Raw genomic sequence first — 20,995 nt, 5'->3', positions numbered from 1 at the left:
TTAATAGAAAATGGCAGAAGTATTAGAGTTTAAATACCTTAAAGAATTAATCCAATATCGTTTGGATTCTTATTTTAATACAGAAAATAATACTCTTGCTCCAGAATTGCCGCACATAAGTACATGGGATCTAGCGGTTCCGCAAATGTTTGAAAATGCTGATCTAACTGATCCTGAAAAAATCACTTTATTACTAGCTTTATGTCCTCATGTTCATAGCAATTTATTAGATAGTATTATACAAAATAAATTATCTTCTACGGGAGACTTTCCGCAATTAGGAGGAATACGAGGTAAAAATTTCAGAGGTTTTTTACCTACAGGAGAAACTGCCTTATTTTTATTGGCAGGAGATGATTTAGAAAAGAGAAAAGAAATCCAGGGATTTTTTGACCCAGATCATTTCTTTGCAGCACATCGTATTCTTTGGTTAGAAGAACCTCCAGAAGGTGAGCCTAGGATGAGTGGAAAAATCGTATTCTCACAAGAATATGTTGAGCTTTTAGCATTAGGAAAAGTGAGTAGGCCTGCTTTTAGTATGAAGTTTCCGGCACAAATCATAGAAACTGAAATGCAGTGGGATGATTTAGTACTAAGCGAAGAGACCCATTTACAAATCCAGGAACTACAAACCTGGATTACCCATGGTAATACCTTACTTAATGATTGGGGGATGTATAAAAAACTGAAACCTGGATATAGAGCATTGTTTCATGGTCCTCCGGGAACTGGTAAAACATTAACTGCAAGTTTGCTAGGTAAGTATACTGGTAAAGATGTATATAAGATAGATCTATCTATGGTCGTCTCTAAATTTATAGGCGAAACAGAGAAAAATTTGGCTAACTTATTGGCTAAAGCAGAGAAAACGGAAAACATTCTATTCTTTGATGAAGCTGATGCTTTATTCGGTAAACGAACGAATGTAAGAGATGCACATGATAAATATGCCAATCAGGAAGTGTCATATTTATTACAAAGAATAGAAACATATAAAGGATTGGTTATTCTGGCTTCAAACTTAAAAAGCAATATAGATGATGCTTTTGTAAGACGATTTCAGTCTATTATCCATTTTCCACTACCAAAAATGTCTGAACGATTAATAATATGGAAAAAAGCTTTTCCGTCAATTATCAGATTTCATTCAGATGTTGATCTTGTGCAGATTGCGCAACGGTATGAATTGTCTGGTGCCGAGATAATGAATATCGTACAATATGCTTGCTTATGTTCTTTAAATATGAATAAAAAAACAATATACCAGTCTGATATCGTGACTGGGGTCCAAAGAGAATTCCAAAAAGGAGGTAGGGTAATGAGATAATACTACACCAAGTCCCGATTTATGCTATAGTGATACACCAACGATAACACCAATTCCCACGCCACCAATAGCAAAAAGTATTTTTTCGAATGCACTTTTTCTACGTTGTCTTTTAGTGCTTTTTTCAACAATATCAAGACTACTAGTTGCTTTTTCGAGGCTATTTATGGTATAGTCTAATGCCTTTTGTGTATGGATTAGAGTAGCTTGAGTTTTTTGGTAGATTATTTGATCCAAACTGTCGGTTTTCGAAAAATTGGATTTTAACTGGGTTTCTAATCTTTCATTACGTTGTAACGTTGCAGTATAATTTTTGTCAATTTCGTTGTATATAGAGTCTTTGCGTTTCATAATTTTAAACCTGTCCTTCATTCTATTATAAGAGGTAGAATTCAGAAGATAAACAGCTGATGTTCGAAAAATATAAGGAGCATTTTTCTTTACCAAATAGGGTACACCTTCTCTATTAGCGTAAGATTCAGGAATTTCATAGGCCTTTAAAGAATCTAATTCAACGATCTGTAAGTCTTGCCCGTAAGAAATTGAAATGAAGCATATCGAAAAAATAAAAGAATATGAGTTTTTCATGATGTTAGATGTTGTGTGATTGATCAACTTTATTGTATATAATTCTACAGGCCAAATAGACTGTCTAATAATTTTGTTTCTACTGTTATTTTATCCTGGATTGCTTTTAAAGAATCCTTCAGTTCCATTTTCTGTTTCCAATCGATTGCATTTTTCTGTCCAAAATCAACTAATAATGAATCACGTTTATGGGTGACCAGATCTTTCTGAAGTTTTAATTTATTTATTTCCTTCAAAGAACTTTTTAACTTAGACTTGGTTGCGGCTAATGTATCCTTAGAAATTTCTAATTCTTTCCTGGCCCTGTCCAATTCGGATTTAATAATTTTCCAATTGGATCCAGAGCTAAATGTCATATAACCAATAATAACCAAAAATAAGAGTGCTACAATCTGAAGAATAGTGTTTGTATTAATGTTTTTCATGAGGTATATTATGTTAATAGATGTTTTTAATGAACTCCAACAATATCCAGTACAGCTTTAGTATCGTTTCCCATGGTCTGATGAAATATATTAAGTGTATTTCTGCTATTAGTAACATCGAGCTCATTATCATTATTGATATCAGATAAATTACTGCCGATGGCTATGCATCCATTAAGCTGAGTATGAAAGTTGGCTACATGAATTTTAGTTTCATTTCGGTTAGGAACCCCCTTTAATTCCCACAGATCTTTTTCAAAACGAGGTGAGAATTCTTTAACAATTTGATAGGTTCCAGCCGGAACACAAGAAATATTTTTTTGATTATCACGCCAGGCCAATTCTAACGAGAAGCACTCAAAAACAGGAATCCCGCTCTCATCAAAAATATACAGCTTACCTAAAACCTCATTTTCGGTATAGGTTTGTCGCTGAATTATAATTTGCTTCATGACTTTTATAAGTTGGTTGTTCAATTCAAGAAGTGAATTGATAAGTAAATTTAAGTATTTTTTTTGTTATAAACGAGGGGGATAAACCCCTAAAGAATAGAGTGTAAATTATTGATTTTTAGTATCTTCTAGTAAATTGGTTTGATGATTTATTGTTTGGTTAAAAGAGATGCGTATTCTGCGAAAATTATCTGCCAATTTTAAAAGGTTTAGCATATTGAGTTTTTTGATAAGAATTAGCATGTAATTTCTTCGTTATTTTATTTAATTGTACATTAGCCCAACCTCAAAACTTTTAAAATATGTCAGAATTTTGGCTCTATATTAAGCTAGGCTTTGGTCACGTATTAGATTGGAATGCCTATGACCACATCTTGTTTTTAGTTGTGCTTACCATTGGGTATTCTCTTGATAATTGGAAACGAATATTACTCTTAATCACTCTTTTCACAGTAGGACATACGATTTCTTTATTTTTGGCTACTTATAATGTGGTATCAGTAAATTCGAGATTAGTAGAATTTCTAATTCCTTTGACTATACTGGCCACAGCAATATTTAATGTGTTAACTGGTAAAAGCGGTTCAAAAAGCAGTAAGATTGGAATTTTGTACGGAGCAACGATCTTTTTTGGATTAATACACGGATTAGGTTTTTCTAGTTATTTTAAGGCAGTAAGTAGTAATGTGAGTTCTAAAATCTTACCCTTAATAGAGTTTGCTCTTGGTATAGAAATCTCGCAAATCATCGTCGTTTTGATTGTCGTTTTGATTAGCTTTATTGCACAAACCTTTTTAAGGTTTTCTAAACGAGATTGGATTCTTATTGTATCTTCAATTGTAATAGGAATGGTTATTCCAATGCTCATCGCTAATAAAATTTGGTAATTAAGTAAGAGTTTGAGTTGTATTTGCCACATGGTAATAATATATTCGTACTTTATACTGTTAAGAATATACTAGTCATTCTGCCCTATGTCTAAAAAAAAACAACTTAAATATGATAAAGCTTATCTACGGATCGCAAGAGAATGGGGTAAATTATCGCATTGCGAACGAAAAAAAGTTGGAGCGGTTATTGTAAAGGATAGAATGATTATCTCAGATGGATTTAATGGTACACCAACCGGTTTTGAAAATCCATGTGAGAACGAAGAAGGATATACAAAGTGGTACGTATTGCATGCCGAAGCAAATGCAATCTCAAAGGTTGCATCATCAACACAGTCGTGTAGAGATGCTACGTTATACATTACGTTATCACCATGTAAGGAATGTAGTAAACTGATTCACCAAGCGGGTATAAAACGCATAGTGTATCAGATCGATTATAAAGATAATTCCGGGTTAACGTTTCTTGCAAAAGCCGGAGTAGAAATAGAACAGATTACGGATTTAGAAGAATAATGGGATATTCAAAAAAATACTTGCCTTTATTTTTAGGTTTGGCAGTTGGAGCGGGAGTGTTTTTAGGTAGTAAACTTGATTTCAGCAGTAACCCTTCGGCTAAGCTTTTTTCCTCTAATGCAAAAAAAGAAAAGTTAAATAGGTTAATCGATTATATCGATTACGAGTATGTAGATGAGATCAATACAGATAGTATTGTTGAAGTTACGGTAAATAGAATTTTAGAAAATTTAGATCCTCATTCTGTATACATTCCACCAGAAGAACTCGAAGGAATTACCGAGAGTATGCAAGGAGATTTTATAGGTATTGGAGTTACTTATTACCCTTATAAAGATACGATATCGATAATCAATACTATAAAAGGAGGGCCTAGCGAAAAATCTGGAATTCAAGCCGGAGACAGAATTTTGATGGCAGATAATGACACTCTTTATGGCGAAGGCCTGATACGAGATGGGTTAGCCAATAAATTAAAAGGAGAATTAAATAGTCAAGTACAGCTTAAGGTATATAGAAGAGGTAAAGGAACTTTTGATGTGTTATTAAAAAGAGGTAAAGTACCTCTTCAAAGTGTCGATGCAGCATATATGCTAGATGATATGTTGGGATATGTTAAGGTAAATCGATTTGCAGAAACCACATATAAAGAGTTCAAAAAGGCAATGGCAACATTACTTGATGAAGGTGCAAAAAGTATAGTCATTGACCTTAGAGATAATGGAGGAGGGTTTATTGCACCGGCTTTGAAAATGGCAGATGAATTTCTTAAAGATGATGTCCTTATTATGTTTACTAAAAATAAAAAAGGAGCCATCGAAAATAACTATGCAACGAATAAAGGGAGCTTTGAAAAAGGAAAAATTTATGTGCTAATTAATGAGAATTCGGCATCTGCCAGCGAAATTTTTGCAGGGGCAATTCAAGACAATGATCGAGGGGTTATTGTAGGGAGGCGTTCTTATGGTAAAGGACTTGTTCAAAGAGAGATGGCCTTGGGTGACGGAAGCGCAGTGAGACTAACAATTTCTAGATACTATACTCCAACGGGGCGTTCTATACAAAAACCGTACATTAACGGAAATAAAGAATATTTTAATGAGTACCTGGAGCGCTATAAAAATGGCGAACTGCAAAGTGCAGACAGTATTCAGGTGGCGGATTCTTTAAAATTTAAAACACCAGGAGGTAAGACAGTCTATGGTGGGGGAGGTATTATACCAGATATCTTTGTTGGTAAGGATACAACCCGAGTAGGAGAAACACTTAATTATTTGTTGAGGTCAGGTTTCATGGGGCGTTATGTGTTTGAAGAAGAATTAGATGTAAAACGAACTTTTTATAATAACTTGTCTGAACTAGAGTTTAGAGAACAAATTAATATCGATGATGCTTTTGCCGAAGGGTTTTTAATATACGCAAGAAAAAGAGGAGTCGAAATAGAGTTGAGAAATTATAAAAATCAATTAAAAAAGTATCTTAAGGCTATTATGGCACAACAGCTATTTGGCACTGGTGAATTTGAAAAAATTATAAATAATGATGATGCGATGATAAATAAAGTAGTATCACTCTCTAAGCGAAAGTAATTATACCCCCTAAATATGTCAGAACTAGAAGAATATTTAATTGCTATTGCAATTTGCTCTCCACTTTTTTTCTTTATTATTGCGGTCGCTTTTAGGCTATTGGATAATAGTGCTGCGATTTTTTTAAAGCATGATATCTTAGTCGATACTTCTTATGTTTCTGGCGATATTATAAGAGAACATATAAACAGTTCGGGAGATGTTAAACTTACAAAATCCTTAAAGAGAGCTTTGTTATTTAGGAAACTGCATAACTTCTTTATGATTTTAATGGTGGTGTCTATCCCACCAGTAATTATTGCCTGCTTTTTTGTATTTTGACAACTTATTTTCTCTTTTTTTTCTGTTGAATCTTTCTGGAAATCAATAAAATTAACATTAAAAGAATAACACAAGCAGGTGCAATAACACCAATAAGAGCAGTTTTACTATCACCAGAAAATAAGTTGTCAAAATCTAAATGTGTAGCATTATAGATCATCAAACCCGCAGCTATTGTTATTAATATATATATGAAATATTTCAATCTGTAGTATTTTGTAGTTATCTTTCTTTAAAATAGTCCTTTGATATTGGTAGCAAATAATTTAACTGCGATTGCAAGCAAAATCACTCCAAATATCTTTCTTACCACATTAATCCCTTGTTTGCCCAAAACCTTTTCGATTTTACCCGAAGATTTTAATACCAGGTATACAAAGATGATATTGATTATTATAGCAATTACAATATTAATAGGTTGATATTCTGCCCTTAATGAAAGTATAGAGGTCATTGTACCTGCACCAGCAATTAAAGGGAATGCAAGAGGAACAACAGCAGCTGTCTCTGGGGCATCATCCCTATATAATTGAATGCCTAAGATCATTTCTATAGCTAGAAAGAAAATAATAAAAGACCCGGCAACGGCAAAAGAATTAACATCGATTCCAATTAGACTTAGAATTTCTTTACCAACAAATAAGAAAAGAATCATCAATATAGCAGCTACTATCGATGCTTTCTCGCTTTGAATATGGCCTACTTTTTTTCGTAAATCTATAATAATTGGGATACTTCCTACAATATCTATAACCGCAAATAATATCATACTTGCAGTTAATATTTCTTTTAGGTTAAAGTTCATAAATGGATGGTTTCAAAATTTATGCAAATGTAAATAGACTTTATTTGATAAAGGTATTATAAAAAGCTTAATAAATTGTAAAAAATATATCACATAAGAATTATATTAGCGCCATGTTTCAACTAGGAAAAACTATAGTTTCAGAAGATATTATCGGAAAGGATTTTGTGTGTAATCTCTCTGCATGCAAGGGGGCATGTTGTATTGATGGGGAGGCAGGAGCACCACTCGAAGAATCCGAAACTCAGAAATTGAAAGAGATATATCACATAGTTAAGCCTTACTTACGTAAAGAAGGTATTGAGGCAATCGAGCATCAAGGGGTTTATGTTAAAACTCAAAACGGAGAGTTAGAAACACCATTAATTAACGGTGCTGATTGTGCTTATGTAATCTTTGATGAAAAAGGGACAGCTATGTGTGCTATCGAAGAAGCATATAATCAAGGAGAAATTGATTGGAAAAAACCAGTTTCATGTCATCTTTACCCGGTTCGTGTGCAAGATTATACCGAGTTTTCGGCGGTAAATTACCATCAATGGGAGATTTGCGATGATGCGTGTACACTAGGAAAAGAATTACAAGTACCAATCTACAAATTTGTAAAAGAAGCATTGATCCGAAAATTTGGTGAAGACTGGTATATCGAACTTGAAAAAGTTGCCACAGATTTTAAAAAATAATAACACTTTTTCTACGCAAAATTCATAAAATTTAAAATTTTCGTAACCTTTTTGTTAAAAAAAAGGGGATTTTTCCCGTTACGGGTTTACCGTAAATTCATTCATTTTTATCTTTTTATTTTTTTGCTCAAAAAACACTGTCAGCAATTGAAAAACTTGAACTTTTTAAAAATATCATCAACATTTTTTTTATCTTTTTAAAAATTAATATACTGATAATCAGTATATTGTGTATTTTTTTGTAAAAGGGGATTTTTCCCGTAAATATACTCCGTGTTGAAAACTTGTTGAAAACGTTTACTAACTTTTGGTAGAACTTTTGACCTATTTCTTGATCTTTGTAAGACCCTTGAAAGAGAAAAAAACACCAAGAAAAGTTAAAAAAACTGAGATGAGCGCCGTAGAACCTATTTTGCAAGAAAACAAAGATCGATTCGTAATTTTTCCAATTCAACATCATGATATTTGGGAATGGTATAAAAAATCGGAAGCTAGTTTTTGGACTGCAGAAGAAATAGACTTGCATCAAGATATAACAGATTGGTCTACTAAGCTTACCGATGACGAAAAATATTTTATCAAACATATTTTGGCATTTTTTGCAGCTTCAGATGGAATTGTAAATGAAAATCTGGCAGAAAATTTTGTAAACGAAGTACAATACAGCGAAGCAAAATTCTTCTATGGTTTTCAGATCATGATGGAAAACATTCATTCTGAAACGTATTCATTACTTATCGATACCTATGTTAAGGATGAAAAAGAAAAAGATATTCTATTTAATGCAATTGAAAATTTTCCTGCAATTAAGAAAAAAGCAGATTGGGCATTACAATGGATCGAATCTGATTCTTTTGCAGAACGATTAATTGCGTTCGCCGCAGTAGAAGGAATTTTCTTCTCTGGAGCATTCTGTTCTATTTTTTGGTTAAAGAAACGTGGTTTAATGCCAGGACTTACATTTTCAAATGAATTAATTTCTAGAGACGAAGGAGTACACTGTGATTTTGCCGTTCACCTTCATAATAAACATTTAGTAAATAAAGTACCAAAAGAAAGAATTAGAAGTATCATCGTAGATGCTCTTAATATCGAGAGAGAATTTATTACAGAATCACTTCCCGTAAGTTTGATTGGAATGAACTCTAAATTGATGACGCAATATCTAGAATTTGTTACCGATAGATTGTTGGTAGAATTAGAATGCGAAAAAGAATATGGTACTGCAAATCCATTTGACTTTATGGATATGATCTCATTACAAGGAAAAACAAATTTCTTTGAAAAAAGAGTTTCAGAATACCAGAAAGCAGGAGTACTTAATAACGATACCGGAGATAATAAAATAAGTTTTGATGCCGATTTTTAGATAATTGTCATTCCGGCGAAAGCTGAAGGAATCCAAAATCCTATCAAAACAACAATATATTCATTCTGAGCTAGTCAAAAACGTTTCTTCTGTTTATTTCAGATTAGCTCAGTTTGATACAGCTTTATAACAAAAAGAAAGGGACGAAAGTCAAAAAATTATATTTTACGTGTAGAATCACTCTAGCTTTAAGATTTAGAGACTTCTTCTTAGTAACATGTTTCTAGCAGGTGAAATATAATTTTTTGGTATTCAAATAGTAGAATTAGTAACACGAATTAACATCAACTTCTTCGCAAGAAGAAAATTTAAAAACCAAAAAGTAGTATGTATGTAGTAAAAAGAGATGGGCATAAAGAACCAATTATGTTCGACAAGATTACCGCAAGGGTAAGAAAATTATGTTATGGGCTTAATTCATTAGTTGACCCTGTAAAGGTGGCGATGAGAGTGATAGAAGGACTGTATGATGGTGTTACAACTAGCGAATTAGATAATCTGGCTGCAGAAATTGCTGCAACCATGACGATAACGCACCCTGATTATGCAAAACTTGCGGCTCGTATCTCTGTTTCTAATCTGCATAAAAATACAAAGAAGACCTTTTCTGAAGTAGTTACAGATCTCTATGAGTATGTAAATCCAAGAACAGGTAAAAAAGCACCTTTGATTTCTGATGAAGTATATGATGTAATTGCAGCTAATAAAGAAAAGCTTGACTCTACTATCATCTATAATCGCGATTTTGGTTATGATTATTTTGGTTTTAAAACATTAGAGCGTTCATACTTGCTTAAGATTAACGGTAAAATAGCAGAGCGTCCACAACATATGTTAATGAGGGTTTCTATAGGGATTCATCTTAATGATTTAGATGCAGCTATCGAGACATATGAGTTAATGTCTAAAAAATATTTTACACACGCTACGCCTACATTATTTAATTCGGGGACACCAAAACCACAGATGTCATCTTGTTTCTTGTTAACAATGCAAGACGATAGTATTGATGGGATATACGATACATTAAAACAAACGGCTAAGATTTCACAATCTGCTGGTGGTATCGGATTATCTATTCATAATGTACGTGCTACAGGATCATACATTGCAGGAACCAATGGTACATCAAATGGTATTGTACCAATGCTTAGAGTTTATAACGATACTGCACGTTATGTTGATCAAGGAGGAGGAAAGCGTAAAGGTTCTTTTGCGATCTACGTAGAGCCATGGCATGCAGATATTTTTGATTTTCTGGATCTGAAGAAAAATCATGGTAAAGAAGAAATGCGTGCACGTGATTTGTTCTATGCTATGTGGATCCCTGATTTATTCATGAAACGAGTACAGGATGATGCAGAATGGACACTAATGTGCCCAAATGAATGCCCGGGATTATTTGATATCCATAGTGATGCGTTTGAAAAAGAATATTTACGTTTTGAAGCCGAAGGAAAAGGACGTAGAACCATAAAAGCCAGAGAGCTTTGGGAAAAGATCTTAGAATCTCAGATCGAAACCGGTACACCGTACATGTTGTACAAAGATGCTGCAAACCGTAAATCTAATCAGCAGAACCTGGGTACGATCCGTTCATCAAATCTATGTACAGAGATTTTAGAATATACTAGTCCAGATGAGGTTGCAGTATGTAATCTAGCTTCTATTGCATTGCCCATGTTTGTGAAAAATGGAGAGTTTGATCACAAAGAACTGTTTAGAATAACAAAGCGGGTGACTAAAAACCTAAATAAGGTAATTGATCGTAACTATTATCCGGTAAAAGAAGCAGAAAACTCTAATATGCGCCATCGTCCTGTTGGATTAGGAGTGCAAGGGTTAGCAGATACGTTTATCCAGTTGCGTATGCCTTTTACAAGTGATGAGGCTAAGAAATTAAACCAGGAGATTTTCGAAACCTTATATTTTGCTGCGGTAACAGCATCTATGGAAGAAGCCAAAGCAGATGGCCCGTACCAGAGTTATAAAGGTTCTCCGATCTCTAAAGGAGAGTTTCAATATAACCTGTGGGGTATAAAAGATGAAGAATTAAGTGGTCGCTGGGATTGGGCAAAATTGCGTAAGCAGGTGGTTAAAACCGGAGTGCGTAACTCGTTATTAGTAGCACCAATGCCTACAGCATCTACCTCTCAGATTTTAGGAAATAATGAAGCATTTGAGCCATATACAAGTAATATATATACCAGACGTGTACTATCTGGAGAGTTTATTGTAGTAAATAAGCATTTACTTGAAGATCTAGTGAAGTTAGGGTTATGGACAGATGAGCTTAAAGATGCTATTATGCGCGCAAATGGATCAATACAAAACATTGATGTCATTCCGCAAGATCTTAAAGAGCTTTATAAGACCGTTTGGGAATTAAGTATGAAAGATATTATCGATATGTCTCGTCATAGAGGATATTTTATCGATCAGTCTCAGTCTCTAAATCTGTTTATGGAAGGCGCAACAATGGCAAAATTAACCTCAATGCATTTCTATGCATGGAAAAGCGGATTGAAAACAGGAATGTATTACTTAAGAACAAAATCTGCCGTTGATGCGATTAAGTTTACGGTTAAAAAAGAGAATAAAGAAGAACCAAAACCAGAGCAAGTAGCAGTAGCAGCAGCTCAGGTAATGGAAGCTCAAGCTGCAAAGGCAGAGCCAAAAGAAGAGCCGGTTGCTGCAGAAGGAACGGCGCTTACTCCAGAAGAACTTCGTGCAATCATTGCACAATCTAAAGAAGGCGAAGGAGACGATTGTTTAATGTGTGGGTCTTAGACCTAGATTTATATAGGGTAAAAAGGGAAGTCATCTTAGGGGATGCTTCCCTTTTTTGTATATTCGAATTTTCTTAAAAATATGATGAATTGGGAACAACTTCTGTCCTTAAAACGACAAGGAGATAAAAATAAAAGATTACGTAAAGAACAAGACGAAACTCGACTAGGTTTTGAAGTAGATTATGACCGCATTATCTTTTCTTCTGCGTTTAGAAGCTTGCAGGATAAGACACAGGTAATTCCACTGTCTAAAACCAGTTTTGTACATACGCGATTAACTCATAGTTTAGAAGTATCGGTAGTAGGTCGATCTTTGGGTAGAGTAGTGGGTAAGAAGATTCTAGAAAAACACCCACACCTTGCAACCATTCATGGGTATCAGTTTAATGATTTTGGTGCCATTGTAGCAGCAGCAGCATTAGCACATGATATTGGGAATCCGCCTTTTGGTCATTCTGGAGAAAAAGCTATCGGAGAATACTTTAAAACGGGAAGCGGTAATCGTTACAAAAATCAATTGACTCCAAAACAATATCAGGATCTGATCGATTTTGAAGGCAATGCTAATGGATTTAAGATTCTTACCGAATCCCGAGAAGGAATAGAAGGAGGACTTAGATTGTCTTATGCCACATTGGGAGCTTTTATGAAATACCCTAAGGAGTCATTACCCAAAAAACCAACCCCACATATTGCACATAAAAAATTTGGGTATTTTCAGAATGAAAAACTTTTTTTTAATGAAGTGGCAGAAGAAATAGGGTTGCTAAAACACAGCGTAGGGGATGAGATTACATATAGCCGACACCCGTTAACCTTTTTGGTTGAAGCCGCAGATGATATTTGTTATACCATTATCGATTTTGAAGATGGTATTAATCTAGGGTTGATTGATGAAGAATATGCCTTAGAGTATCTTATTAAATTGGTTAAGGATTCGATTAATACTTCAAAATATAATAAACTGGCTACTACGGCAGATCGTTTGAGTTACTTGCGCGCATTAGCTATTAATACATTAATACAAGAAGCCGCAAGTGTTTTTATAGAAAACGAAGAACAGATCCTATCTAGTAATTTTGATATAGCATTGATTGATAAAAGTAAGTACGAAGCTCAGATCAATGATATTATCAAAATTAGTGTCGAAAAAATATATCAAAGTCAAGAGGTAATCGAAAAAGAGATTGCAGGATACGAGATTTTGGCAACGTTACTTGATAGATATTGTGTAGCTACCGATAATTATAATGAAGAGCAAAGCTCAAATTATGATAAGCTTATTTTAAGAGCCGAAGGAGATAATTTTGATTACAAAAATGAAGATTTATATACTAGACTAATAAGTATCAGTAATTATGTAGCTAGTCTTACAGATGGCAACGCATTGTTGAAATTTCAGAAAATAAGAGGTTTACAGTTATAGTAAAAAGAGCTGCCTGATTGTTACAGACAGCTCTTTTATGAACCTATTAATTGTAAAGACCATGGGCCACACAATATTCTATAATCTCCTTGTCTGATTTTGAAACGTACTCTTCTGGGATATAAAACAACTTATAGATAGAAAGATCTCCATACCCGAATAAATTATTGGGAAGTTTTTGCCACCCCATTCGAAAATATTCGTAAGTAATATAGTCAAGTTTTATGATTGCCTGATCTATATATTTTTCTTTAATTGTATACTCTGTCCCTTCAGTATACGCTGCGCTACAATCTACTAATACATAATCATTTTTCTGATTAGAGTTTATTAAGGTAACATGCTCGCTGTCATGAGTGGATCTATCGGCTTCATCAGAATCTATTTCTAATGTTACTTTATTCTCTTCTTTACCATTTTGGATAATAGATACATCATACTCATTTTGTTCTAAGTATATATGACCTACTTTAGCGGTAACAGATCTTACTAATTCGTTATTTACATGAATATTCAGACTATCCTTAGCAGGATTTAATAGTAAAACTTTAGCAGCGATATCAACTGGAAAATTTTTGGAACATGATAAGAATGTAAAACTTATCATTAGGACAAATACAAGTGTAATTCTAGTCATTTTTTGAAGTTTTAGTAAATACTGTTATTATTTTTACATTATCCCTGCTTATATAGGTTAAAGTCAATTCATCATTATTAATAGCCATATATGTAAATGTAATTTTGTCTCTGTATTGTTCTTTTAATCGAAGCATATTCTCAGATACCACAGCGTAATCGCCTTGATATTGTCCTTTCCCTCTAAAGGGTATTGATTCAAAATAATAGTCATTGGCTATTTTGTTAAGCTCACTATCTACAGAATAGGTTAAGTCTTTATCAAAATTGATGACGAATTTGGTTTTTTCCATAGTGTATTTTTTTTCTTTAATAACTATAGATTTAGCGGTCCATTCTCCAACAATATCCTCTGTGTATTGGTAACTGTCATACCCACAAGAAAGTATTGTTGCAGAAATAAGAAGTAGAATTAAGTATCTCATTGATTAGTTGTTTTTATTAAAGATATAGCTTTATATATCTATAATGTCCATAGAATCCCTTGTTTAATCAAGTTCATGGAGTGCATTACTTTTTTGTATATGTATTTACAATAACGAACTGTTCATTTCCTTCAATTATAGTGTATTGTAGTTTTAAAGTAGTAGATGTTAACTCGATAATGGTTTCAGGTTCATCGTCTACGTCGTAGTTTATAACATTTTCAGATAAAGACCATGGTGATGCAAATGAACTATCAATTGAACACTGTCCTGCATTATCTTCGGCATATAAAACAAAATCTACAGTTCCGTTTTCTTTAAAATCCACAGTAGTCCTTTGGGTACACGCGTTTGTATATTCCTCGCCATTCTCGGTAGCAGAGGTTAATTGCCATGTTCCTATAAGATCAGATTCATTAATAGAGGAGTTGTCCTCGGGAATTTCTGGTTCACCCAAATAGGTATAGGTATCGGTATAAATAATAGTAACAACTTGTCCGTTGACCATTTCTGTATCTTGAGACTGTAGTATTAAGGTTGTATCTGTTAGTTCGATGATGGTCTGAATTTCAGTGTCTGCAGACCCAAATGAAGTAGTTAGTACATTTCCTGTGCCAAGTGTCCAACTATAAATATTACTGATGAATTCGGAGCATGTATTATTGTCTTCAATATTTTCTGTAAAAGACGCAATTTTTTCTCCATTTTCTGAAATAGAAAAATTACTAAGGTCCTTTTTTTCACAATCACTTAATTCTAAAACTACGCCGTTTTCTTCGATTACTGTGATTTGCCATTTTCCTACCAAATCAACTTCATTAAATACTACCGGGCTTGGTGTTGCATCATCATCGTCACTGCATGATATAAAAACGCATGTAATTAGAAGTACTAGTAAACTTAACTTTTTCATGGTCATAACTTTTTTTGTTTTTGTTTATTGGTTTTTAATGTAATAACATCATAAAATGTTACCCTTATAAATTCATTAAATGAATTACTTCTTAAGCATGTTATTTTAAAACCAAAATTCTTACCCTAATTTTTTCATTTTTTATTGCCTATAGGGTTGGACCATGAATTAAAGAATGTTTTCTATTGTTTTTTTGGATCTTTATAGGTATAAAAAAAGAGTCTCTGATTTTTTCAGAGACTCTTTGGGTAAACAATGTAATGATTCTTATTTCTTTTTATAAGTGTCTTCTAATTCATCAAAAGTTAAAGTAAGCTCGTCGTTTGCTATATTAAACTTTGGAGTGTCTGTCGCAGGTGTGCCAAAATCGTTATACACTAAGGTTAAAGTTTCTCCTGATATCGCCCAGGTACCTATAAACTCACCATCGCTAACACATTCATTAGAGATGTTTACAAAAGTTTTTTCTGTATATGTTTTGTTGGCATTAAATTGTATTGTAGAGGTTAACTCGCAATTATCCAATGTTCTGTCTACTCCTAATTCTTTTCTTGCTGTTAATTCCCATATGCCCGTAATAAGAGTTTCGTTAGGTAGAGTTAGTTGTTGCGGAGCTGCGTCATCATCACTTCCACATGAAGTTAAGGTTACCGCAATAAGTAAGATAAATAAGCTAAGTTTTTTCATTTTCGATTATGTTTTGAAATTATTTCAGTTTTAAATAACGTATATGTGATTAAGAAATTTGATTCTAAGCCTAAAATGTTAAATTTTATAGTCTTTTTTTGAATTTCATCCTACGTATATACCGATTAGAAATATGCGAAAAGATATTTTATTTTTCTAAAAATAATAATAGGCTTAGGTGATAAATAGAGATATTAACTACAATTTTTTATACCCATATTCTGTTATAAACCCTTGATCATCGTATCGTATTGTGAATACATCATCGGCGATAGTAAAAGTAGTTGCCTCTATGATAGTTTCTCCTTCTTCTATATAGGTTAGGGTTAAAGTAGTACCTTCTTCTTTCCATGTCCCCATATCTTGGTAATCGATTTGGCAATCGGTATTGACTGGTGCATAGCCGATATCAGTATAAGATTCAGAAGTAAATTCAATAGTAGATTTTTTTTCACAATCGGTAATCGTCATTGCTTCACCTTGTTGTGTAAACGAGATCTGTCCCCATTTTCCTATTAATTTTGAGGTAGATTGCGGGTTCTCATTTTGCGGGACTACGTTGTCATCGTCACCACTGCAAGAAGTAAAGGTTGCTGCAATAAACAGGATAATAAAACCAAATTTTTTCATGAATATAAAATTTTGTGTTATACAGTATTTCGAATGTATTATTCATCTAAGTGTATCTTAAAACTTAGAAACGGCGAACTTACTGATTGTATATAGAACTAAAGTTCTGTATTTGTAGAAAGTTGAAGATACAGAACTCATTTTTTATCATGGATTGTAATTAAATAATAACTTGTTTTTTATTTATGTTACTTCACATTGCAAAATGTTACTATCACATTTTAATGTTCAAGTCAAAATTTTATAAAAAGAGGTATGGCTATCTTTTTATAGGTTTTTTAGTATGGTTTTTTGAATTTTTCCTGATGAAATCCCACAAATATCATGAAGCTCTTCTACAGTACCATGATGAATAAAATGGTCAGGAACACCCAGAGTAATGATTTTATTTTTGAAACCATGTTGATTAGCAAAAGTAATTACATTGCTTCCAAAACCACCCTTAATCACTCCATCTTCGATCGTGATAATGGTGTTGTATTTTTCTAATATTTGCTCAAGAAGGCTAGTGTCTAATGGCTTAATAAAACCAAAATGGTAGTGACCTATGTTTTCTTCGATACTATCTATTGCAATGCTAACATTATGTGCCATTATTCCTGTTGAAATAATAGCAATATTGATTCCTTCACTTATTTCGGTAGCTTTTCTAATTTCAATTTCTTGAAATGGTTTTTGCCAATCTAAGATATGACCTCTGCCACGAGGATATCTCATGGCAATAGGATGATTTAATCCTAAGGAAGCTGTATAAAGAAGGTTTCGTAATTCGATTTCATCTTTAGGAGCAGCGATAATTATATTTGGGATACAGTTAAGGTAAGCAATATCAAAAACACCGTGATGTGTTGCACCGTCTGCTCCAACGATACCAGCTCGATCAATACAAAATATTACTGGCAAATTTTGCAGTGCAACATCATGAATAATTTGATCATAGGCGCGTTGTAGAAATGTAGAATAAATAGTACAGAAAGGAATCATTCCTTGTGTTGCCATTCCTGCAGCAAGGGTAACAGCATGTTGTTCTGCAATACCTACGTCAAAGGCGCGATCCGGGATTTCTTCCATCATATATTTTAGAGAACTTCCGGTGGGCATGGCGGGGGTAATCCCCACAATTTTATCATTATCTCTGGCGAGTTCAAGGATGGTGTGTCCAAAAACATCCTGAAATTTTGGAGGTAATCCAACGTTATCTTTTGATATCAAATCACCGGTAGAGGCATCAAATTTACCGGGAGCATGATATTTTACCTGGTTTTCTTCGGCTTGCTTTAATCCTTTTCCTTTGGTAGTAATGATATGCAAAAGCTTTGGACCTTTTGTAGTTTTTAGTTTTTCTAAGGTGGTAATCAACGAAGGTAAATCGTGCCCATCGATGGGACCAAAATAATCGAAGTTTAACGCTTCAATAATATTATTTTTTCTAGGTTTAATACCTACTTTGGCTTTGGTAAGATATTCTTTCAGAGCTCCTACACTAGGATCAATTCCGATAGCATTATCATTAAGGATAACCAACATATTCGTATCAGTTACTCCGGCATGATTAAGTCCTTCAAAAGCCATTCCGCTAGCGATAGAAGCATCGCCTATTACGGCAATATGTTGTTTGTTAGTGTCACCTTTTAGTTTTGAAGCAATAGCCATACCTAAAGTAGCCGAGATAGAAGTAGAAGAATGTCCTACACCAAAAGTATCATAATCACTTTCACTTCGTTTAGGGAAACCACTAATACCATCTAATTGTCGGTTGGTATGAAAAATATCTTTTCTTCCTGTTAAGATTTTATGAGGATATGCCTGATGCCCCACATCCCAAACCAAGAGATCATTTGGGGTGTCAAATACATAATGTAATGCAATCGTAAGTTCTATTACTCCCAAGCTCGCGCCTAAATGCCCTTCTTTGGTAGCGATAATATTAATCACAAAACCCCTAAGTTCCTTTGCCAATTTTGGTAATTGATCTAGGGAAAGTTTTTTAAGGTCTGAAGGATCTTGAATATTTGAAAGTAATGATGTTAACATAGAGCAAAAATACTATTTTGTACTGGTTCTTTGTAAACTTTTATTGGATAGAGAAAATGAATGATTTTATTTATTAGCTTTACTTAAAATTCGATGTTATGCTTGAGCCATTAGATGATGCGCATTATATGAAAAAAGCGCTTCAAGAAGCCGAAGTGGCTTATGAAAAAAATGAAGTGCCCGTTGGTGCTGTTATTGTTGTGGCTGGTAGAATTATTGCTAGAGCACATAATTTGACAGAATTATTAAATGACGTTACAGCACATGCAGAAATGCAAGCCATAACAGCCGCTTCTAATTTTTTAGGAGGCAAATATCTTAATGAATGCACCTTGTATGTTACTTTAGAACCTTGTCAAATGTGTGCAGGAGCTTTATATTGGAGTCAGATAAAAAGAATCGTCTATGGTGCTGTAGATGGACAAAGAGGGTGTACCGTGATGGGAACTAAGCTGCATCCCAAAACCGAAATGATTGGAGGAGTATTAGAAGAAGAGTGTGGTGCATTACTAAAGCGATTTTTTATTGAAAAACGAAACTTGAATTGAATCCCGATATCTTAGGGTATGAAAAACACCATTGCAGAACGTATACAGGATTTTTTGAAGCAATTTCCTCCTTTTGATATTCTCAAAAAAGAGGAATTATTATCGATTTCCAAGCAAATTAGGGTGCTTTATGTCGAAAAAGGAGACTATATTTTTCGACAGGATAAACCATGTCATGATGAGTTTTATATTGTAAGAGAAGGAGCCGTTGGGCTCTACCGAAATTTTGATAATGATCAGAGTTTAGTCGATGTATGCGATGCAGGAGACCTCTTCGGACTTCGTATTATGATCATTAAAAAAAACTACCGTATGTCTGCTGTTGCAGATGAAGAATCGATCGTTTATGCTATTTCTGCAAAGGTTTTTGAACCATTTATTGAAGAGAATAAAGAAGTAAACAGATTTTTGTTAAGCACCTTTGCTGCTCATGCAAGAAATTATTTTACTGAAACAGAAAAAGGAAATAGAATAGATAACACAATTTCTATTGAAGCGGCAAAAGATCTATCTGCCTTACGTAGTATCACATATCGCAAAAAACCTATAACGTGTTCTCTGGAGAATTCTGTACAGGATATCGCTAAAAAAATGACCAAAAAAAAGGGGAGTTATAGTGTTGTCATCAATGAAGATAAACAACCCGTTGGTATTATTACCGATAGTGATTTAAGAGCAAAGGTGGCTACTGGGATGTTTTCGTTAACATCATTGGTTACCGAAATTATGACTTCACCCGTGGTGACATATTCTAAAAAACTCACTGTTGCCGAAGCACAAATAGCATTGATAAAGCATGATATTAGTCATCTCTGCATTACCAAAGATGGCACTCGCAATTCAAAACTAATTGGGATTTTATCTGATCATGATCTTTTAGTTTCTTTTGGAAATAATCCTTCGGTACTTATTAAAGAAACCAAACGTATTAAGAAGCTACAAAAATTAAGATATATTAGAAAACAGGTAGAAAAACTGCTTAAAACTTACTTAGAACAAGATATTCCCACTGCTCATATCCTAAACATCATCTCAGAGATTAATGATGCACTTGTAGTGCGGATAATAGAATTGTCGTTAAAAGAGATGTCAACTCCACCACCCGTAGCGTTTAGTTTTTTAGTCCTTGGAAGCCAGGGAAGAAGAGAACAGGTATTGCTTACAGATCAGGATAATGCCATTGTTTTTGAAGATGTTGCAGAAGAGGATTATAAGGCTACGCAATTCTATTTTTTAGAATTGGCAAACAGAATCACGAAAGGGCTTCATACCATCGGATTCGAATATTGCCCTGCCGAAATGATGGCAAGCAACCCAAAATGGTGCATGTCGATAACAAAATGGGAATCGCAGTTTAAAGATTGGATGACTATTCCTACCGAAGAAGGAACACTGTTATCGTCAATATTTTTTGATTTTCAGCATATTTATGGAAATTCTATCATGACCGATAGGCTATCTGAAGTGGTTTTCGAAGGCGTTAATAAAAGTAATAGGTTTTTGAGTTTACTTGGTGTTAGCGCTTTACAGAAACCTTCCCCATTAGGGTTTTTTAAACAATTTTTGGTAGAGCAGAACGGAGAGCATAAAGATACATTTGATATAAAATCCAGAGCGATGATGGTATTGATTGATGCAGCCAGAATACTAACGTTATATCATAATTTAAAAGGAGTAAACAATACATTGCAACGGTATAAAAAACTTGCAGAACTGGAACCAAAAAACGCCGCAATTTTTGAAAGTTGCGCCAAAGCGTTTAGGGTATTAATCAAGTTTAGAACTCGCCAGGGATTGCTTCATAAAGACTCGGGAAGGTTTATTAAATTGAATACACTTAGTAAAAAGGATAAGTTAAGACTTAAGCGCTGTTTTCGACCCGTAAGAGACATTCAAGAATTACTTAGGATACGTTTTCAGCTTAAAACATTGATGTAAT

At 33.9% G+C, this 20,995-nt stretch carries 21 protein-coding genes; 11 read left to right on the top strand and 10 right to left on the bottom strand.

All coding sequences use genetic code 11. The features are described 5' to 3' along the window. The first annotated feature begins 10 nt into the window (after window positions 1-10). Entirely contained in the window at window positions 11-1,327 is a 1,317-nt protein-coding gene (locus ABW637_RS00735; protein WP_367582705.1) for an ATP-binding protein, read from the top strand. Between the two features lie 24 nt (window positions 1,328-1,351). On the opposite strand, the gene ABW637_RS00730 is transcribed toward ABW637_RS00735, so the two are convergent. Genes ABW637_RS00730 through ABW637_RS00720 form a run of 3 tightly spaced genes read right to left on the bottom strand, consistent with a single transcriptional unit; the run spans window position 1,352 to window position 2,792 of the window. After that, on the bottom strand, window positions 1,352-1,915 hold the full coding sequence (locus ABW637_RS00730; protein WP_367582704.1) for a hypothetical protein: 564 nt from the start codon (window positions 1,913-1,915) through the stop codon (window positions 1,352-1,354). A gap of 44 nt (window positions 1,916-1,959) precedes the next feature. Then, window positions 1,960-2,340, bottom strand: coding sequence for a hypothetical protein (locus ABW637_RS00725; RefSeq protein WP_367582703.1), 381 nt, complete (start codon window positions 2,338-2,340; stop codon window positions 1,960-1,962). 26 nt (window positions 2,341-2,366) lie between these two features. Further along, the gene (locus ABW637_RS00720) at window positions 2,367-2,792 is read right to left on the bottom strand and encodes a DUF5675 family protein (RefSeq protein WP_367582702.1); all 426 of its coding nucleotides are present in this window, start codon (window positions 2,790-2,792) and stop codon (window positions 2,367-2,369) included. A 302-nt stretch (window positions 2,793-3,094) separates the two neighbouring features. Between ABW637_RS00720 and ABW637_RS00715 the strand changes: the two genes are divergently transcribed. From ABW637_RS00715 to ABW637_RS00700, 4 genes are all read left to right on the top strand, one after another. After that, entirely contained in the window at window positions 3,095-3,679 is a 585-nt protein-coding gene (locus ABW637_RS00715) for a HupE/UreJ family protein (protein ID WP_367582701.1), read from the top strand. Window positions 3,680-3,766: 87 nt separating this feature from the next. Continuing rightward, window positions 3,767-4,198, top strand: a complete 432-nt coding sequence (locus ABW637_RS00710; RefSeq protein ID WP_367582700.1) for a deoxycytidylate deaminase — start codon at window positions 3,767-3,769, stop codon at window positions 4,196-4,198. Continuing rightward, the gene (locus ABW637_RS00705) at window positions 4,198-5,787 is read left to right on the top strand and encodes a S41 family peptidase (protein ID WP_367582699.1); all 1,590 of its coding nucleotides are present in this window, start codon (window positions 4,198-4,200) and stop codon (window positions 5,785-5,787) included. The genes ABW637_RS00710 and ABW637_RS00705 overlap by 1 nt, the downstream gene beginning before the upstream one ends. 15 nt (window positions 5,788-5,802) lie before the next feature. Beyond that, on the top strand, window positions 5,803-6,108 hold the full coding sequence (locus tag ABW637_RS00700) for a hypothetical protein (RefSeq protein WP_367582698.1): 306 nt from the start codon (window positions 5,803-5,805) through the stop codon (window positions 6,106-6,108). A 232-nt stretch (window positions 6,109-6,340) separates the two neighbouring features. Here the strand turns inward: ABW637_RS00700 and ABW637_RS00695 are convergent, their stop codons facing one another. Next, entirely contained in the window at window positions 6,341-6,913 is a 573-nt protein-coding gene (locus ABW637_RS00695) for a MarC family protein (RefSeq protein WP_367582697.1), read from the bottom strand. Window positions 6,914-7,026: 113 nt separating this feature from the next. Between ABW637_RS00695 and ABW637_RS00690 the strand changes: the two genes are divergently transcribed. The 4 genes from ABW637_RS00690 (at window position 7,027) to ABW637_RS00675 (ending at window position 13,183) form a co-directional block, all read left to right on the top strand. After that, on the top strand, window positions 7,027-7,596 hold the full coding sequence (locus ABW637_RS00690) for a DUF3109 family protein (protein WP_367582696.1): 570 nt from the start codon (window positions 7,027-7,029) through the stop codon (window positions 7,594-7,596). Window positions 7,597-7,987: 391 nt separating this feature from the next. Continuing rightward, entirely contained in the window at window positions 7,988-8,965 is a 978-nt protein-coding gene (locus ABW637_RS00685) for a ribonucleotide-diphosphate reductase subunit beta (RefSeq protein WP_367582695.1), read from the top strand. A gap of 327 nt (window positions 8,966-9,292) precedes the next feature. Continuing rightward, entirely contained in the window at window positions 9,293-11,755 is a 2,463-nt protein-coding gene (locus ABW637_RS00680; protein WP_367582694.1) for a ribonucleoside-diphosphate reductase subunit alpha, read from the top strand. Window positions 11,756-11,839: 84 nt separating this feature from the next. After that, window positions 11,840-13,183 (top strand): deoxyguanosinetriphosphate triphosphohydrolase, encoded by a 1,344-nt coding sequence (locus tag ABW637_RS00675; protein ID WP_367584441.1) that lies wholly within the window; start codon window positions 11,840-11,842, stop codon window positions 13,181-13,183. Between the two features lie 46 nt (window positions 13,184-13,229). Here ABW637_RS00675 and ABW637_RS00670 read toward each other — a convergent pair whose 3' ends face one another. The 6 genes from ABW637_RS00670 to ABW637_RS00645 all read right to left on the bottom strand — a co-directional run bounded on the left by ABW637_RS00670 (window position 13,230) and on the right by ABW637_RS00645 (window position 18,508). Further along, entirely contained in the window at window positions 13,230-13,820 is a 591-nt protein-coding gene (locus tag ABW637_RS00670) for a hypothetical protein (RefSeq protein ID WP_367582693.1), read from the bottom strand. Then, window positions 13,813-14,244, bottom strand: a complete 432-nt coding sequence (locus ABW637_RS00665; protein WP_367582692.1) for a hypothetical protein — start codon at window positions 14,242-14,244, stop codon at window positions 13,813-13,815. The genes ABW637_RS00670 and ABW637_RS00665 overlap by 8 nt, the downstream gene beginning before the upstream one ends. Before the next feature lie 85 nt (window positions 14,245-14,329). Then, window positions 14,330-15,157, bottom strand: coding sequence for a lipocalin-like domain-containing protein (locus tag ABW637_RS00660; RefSeq protein WP_367582691.1), 828 nt, complete (start codon window positions 15,155-15,157; stop codon window positions 14,330-14,332). 267 nt (window positions 15,158-15,424) lie between these two features. Next, complete coding sequence (locus ABW637_RS00655; RefSeq protein WP_367582690.1) at window positions 15,425-15,844, bottom strand: lipocalin-like domain-containing protein; 420 nt, start codon at window positions 15,842-15,844, stop codon at window positions 15,425-15,427. 198 nt (window positions 15,845-16,042) lie between these two features. Beyond that, on the bottom strand, window positions 16,043-16,474 hold the full coding sequence (locus ABW637_RS00650; RefSeq protein ID WP_367582689.1) for a lipocalin-like domain-containing protein: 432 nt from the start codon (window positions 16,472-16,474) through the stop codon (window positions 16,043-16,045). Between the two features lie 267 nt (window positions 16,475-16,741). Further along, window positions 16,742-18,508, bottom strand: a complete 1,767-nt coding sequence (locus ABW637_RS00645; protein WP_367582688.1) for a 1-deoxy-D-xylulose-5-phosphate synthase — start codon at window positions 18,506-18,508, stop codon at window positions 16,742-16,744. Between the two features lie 98 nt (window positions 18,509-18,606). Between ABW637_RS00645 and ABW637_RS00640 the strand changes: the two genes are divergently transcribed. Beyond that, window positions 18,607-19,056 carry a nucleoside deaminase gene (locus ABW637_RS00640; protein WP_367582687.1) on the top strand — a complete coding sequence of 150 codons (450 nt, stop codon included), beginning with the start codon at window positions 18,607-18,609 and terminating at the stop codon, window positions 19,054-19,056. Between the two features lie 18 nt (window positions 19,057-19,074). Beyond that, window positions 19,075-20,994, top strand: coding sequence for a DUF294 nucleotidyltransferase-like domain-containing protein (locus ABW637_RS00635; protein WP_367582686.1), 1,920 nt, complete (start codon window positions 19,075-19,077; stop codon window positions 20,992-20,994). Window position 20,995 lies beyond the last annotated feature (1 nt).

The sequence above is a fragment of the Aquimarina penaris genome, from assembly GCF_040786285.1.
Taxonomy (GTDB): Bacteria; Bacteroidota; Bacteroidia; order Flavobacteriales; family Flavobacteriaceae; genus Aquimarina.
Note: the sequence above shows the minus strand (reverse complement) of the source record. Positions and strands in the feature narration are given on the sequence as shown.

What these genes read in the sequence shown, in the direction of transcription:
- ABW637_RS00735 (WP_367582705.1), top strand. Translation starts at nt 11, where the DNA reads ATGGCAGAAGTATTAGAGTTTAAATACCTTAAAGAATTAATCCAATAT.
- ABW637_RS00730 (WP_367582704.1), bottom strand. Translation starts at nt 1,915, where the DNA reads ATGAAAAACTCATATTCTTTTATTTTTTCGATATGCTTCATTTCAATT.
- ABW637_RS00725 (WP_367582703.1), bottom strand. Translation starts at nt 2,340, where the DNA reads ATGAAAAACATTAATACAAACACTATTCTTCAGATTGTAGCACTCTTA.
- ABW637_RS00720 (WP_367582702.1), bottom strand. Translation starts at nt 2,792, where the DNA reads ATGAAGCAAATTATAATTCAGCGACAAACCTATACCGAAAATGAGGTT.
- ABW637_RS00715 (WP_367582701.1), top strand. Translation starts at nt 3,095, where the DNA reads ATGTCAGAATTTTGGCTCTATATTAAGCTAGGCTTTGGTCACGTATTA.
- ABW637_RS00710 (WP_367582700.1), top strand. Translation starts at nt 3,767, where the DNA reads ATGTCTAAAAAAAAACAACTTAAATATGATAAAGCTTATCTACGGATC.
- ABW637_RS00705 (WP_367582699.1), top strand. Translation starts at nt 4,198, where the DNA reads ATGGGATATTCAAAAAAATACTTGCCTTTATTTTTAGGTTTGGCAGTT.
- ABW637_RS00700 (WP_367582698.1), top strand. Translation starts at nt 5,803, where the DNA reads ATGTCAGAACTAGAAGAATATTTAATTGCTATTGCAATTTGCTCTCCA.
- ABW637_RS00695 (WP_367582697.1), bottom strand. Translation starts at nt 6,913, where the DNA reads ATGAACTTTAACCTAAAAGAAATATTAACTGCAAGTATGATATTATTT.
- ABW637_RS00690 (WP_367582696.1), top strand. Translation starts at nt 7,027, where the DNA reads ATGTTTCAACTAGGAAAAACTATAGTTTCAGAAGATATTATCGGAAAG.
- ABW637_RS00685 (WP_367582695.1), top strand. Translation starts at nt 7,988, where the DNA reads ATGAGCGCCGTAGAACCTATTTTGCAAGAAAACAAAGATCGATTCGTA.
- ABW637_RS00680 (WP_367582694.1), top strand. Translation starts at nt 9,293, where the DNA reads ATGTATGTAGTAAAAAGAGATGGGCATAAAGAACCAATTATGTTCGAC.
- ABW637_RS00675 (WP_367584441.1), top strand. Translation starts at nt 11,840, where the DNA reads ATGAATTGGGAACAACTTCTGTCCTTAAAACGACAAGGAGATAAAAAT.
- ABW637_RS00670 (WP_367582693.1), bottom strand. Translation starts at nt 13,820, where the DNA reads ATGACTAGAATTACACTTGTATTTGTCCTAATGATAAGTTTTACATTC.
- ABW637_RS00665 (WP_367582692.1), bottom strand. Translation starts at nt 14,244, where the DNA reads ATGAGATACTTAATTCTACTTCTTATTTCTGCAACAATACTTTCTTGT.
- ABW637_RS00660 (WP_367582691.1), bottom strand. Translation starts at nt 15,157, where the DNA reads ATGAAAAAGTTAAGTTTACTAGTACTTCTAATTACATGCGTTTTTATA.
- ABW637_RS00655 (WP_367582690.1), bottom strand. Translation starts at nt 15,844, where the DNA reads ATGAAAAAACTTAGCTTATTTATCTTACTTATTGCGGTAACCTTAACT.
- ABW637_RS00650 (WP_367582689.1), bottom strand. Translation starts at nt 16,474, where the DNA reads ATGAAAAAATTTGGTTTTATTATCCTGTTTATTGCAGCAACCTTTACT.
- ABW637_RS00645 (WP_367582688.1), bottom strand. Translation starts at nt 18,508, where the DNA reads ATGTTAACATCATTACTTTCAAATATTCAAGATCCTTCAGACCTTAAA.
- ABW637_RS00640 (WP_367582687.1), top strand. Translation starts at nt 18,607, where the DNA reads ATGCTTGAGCCATTAGATGATGCGCATTATATGAAAAAAGCGCTTCAA.
- ABW637_RS00635 (WP_367582686.1), top strand. Translation starts at nt 19,075, where the DNA reads ATGAAAAACACCATTGCAGAACGTATACAGGATTTTTTGAAGCAATTT.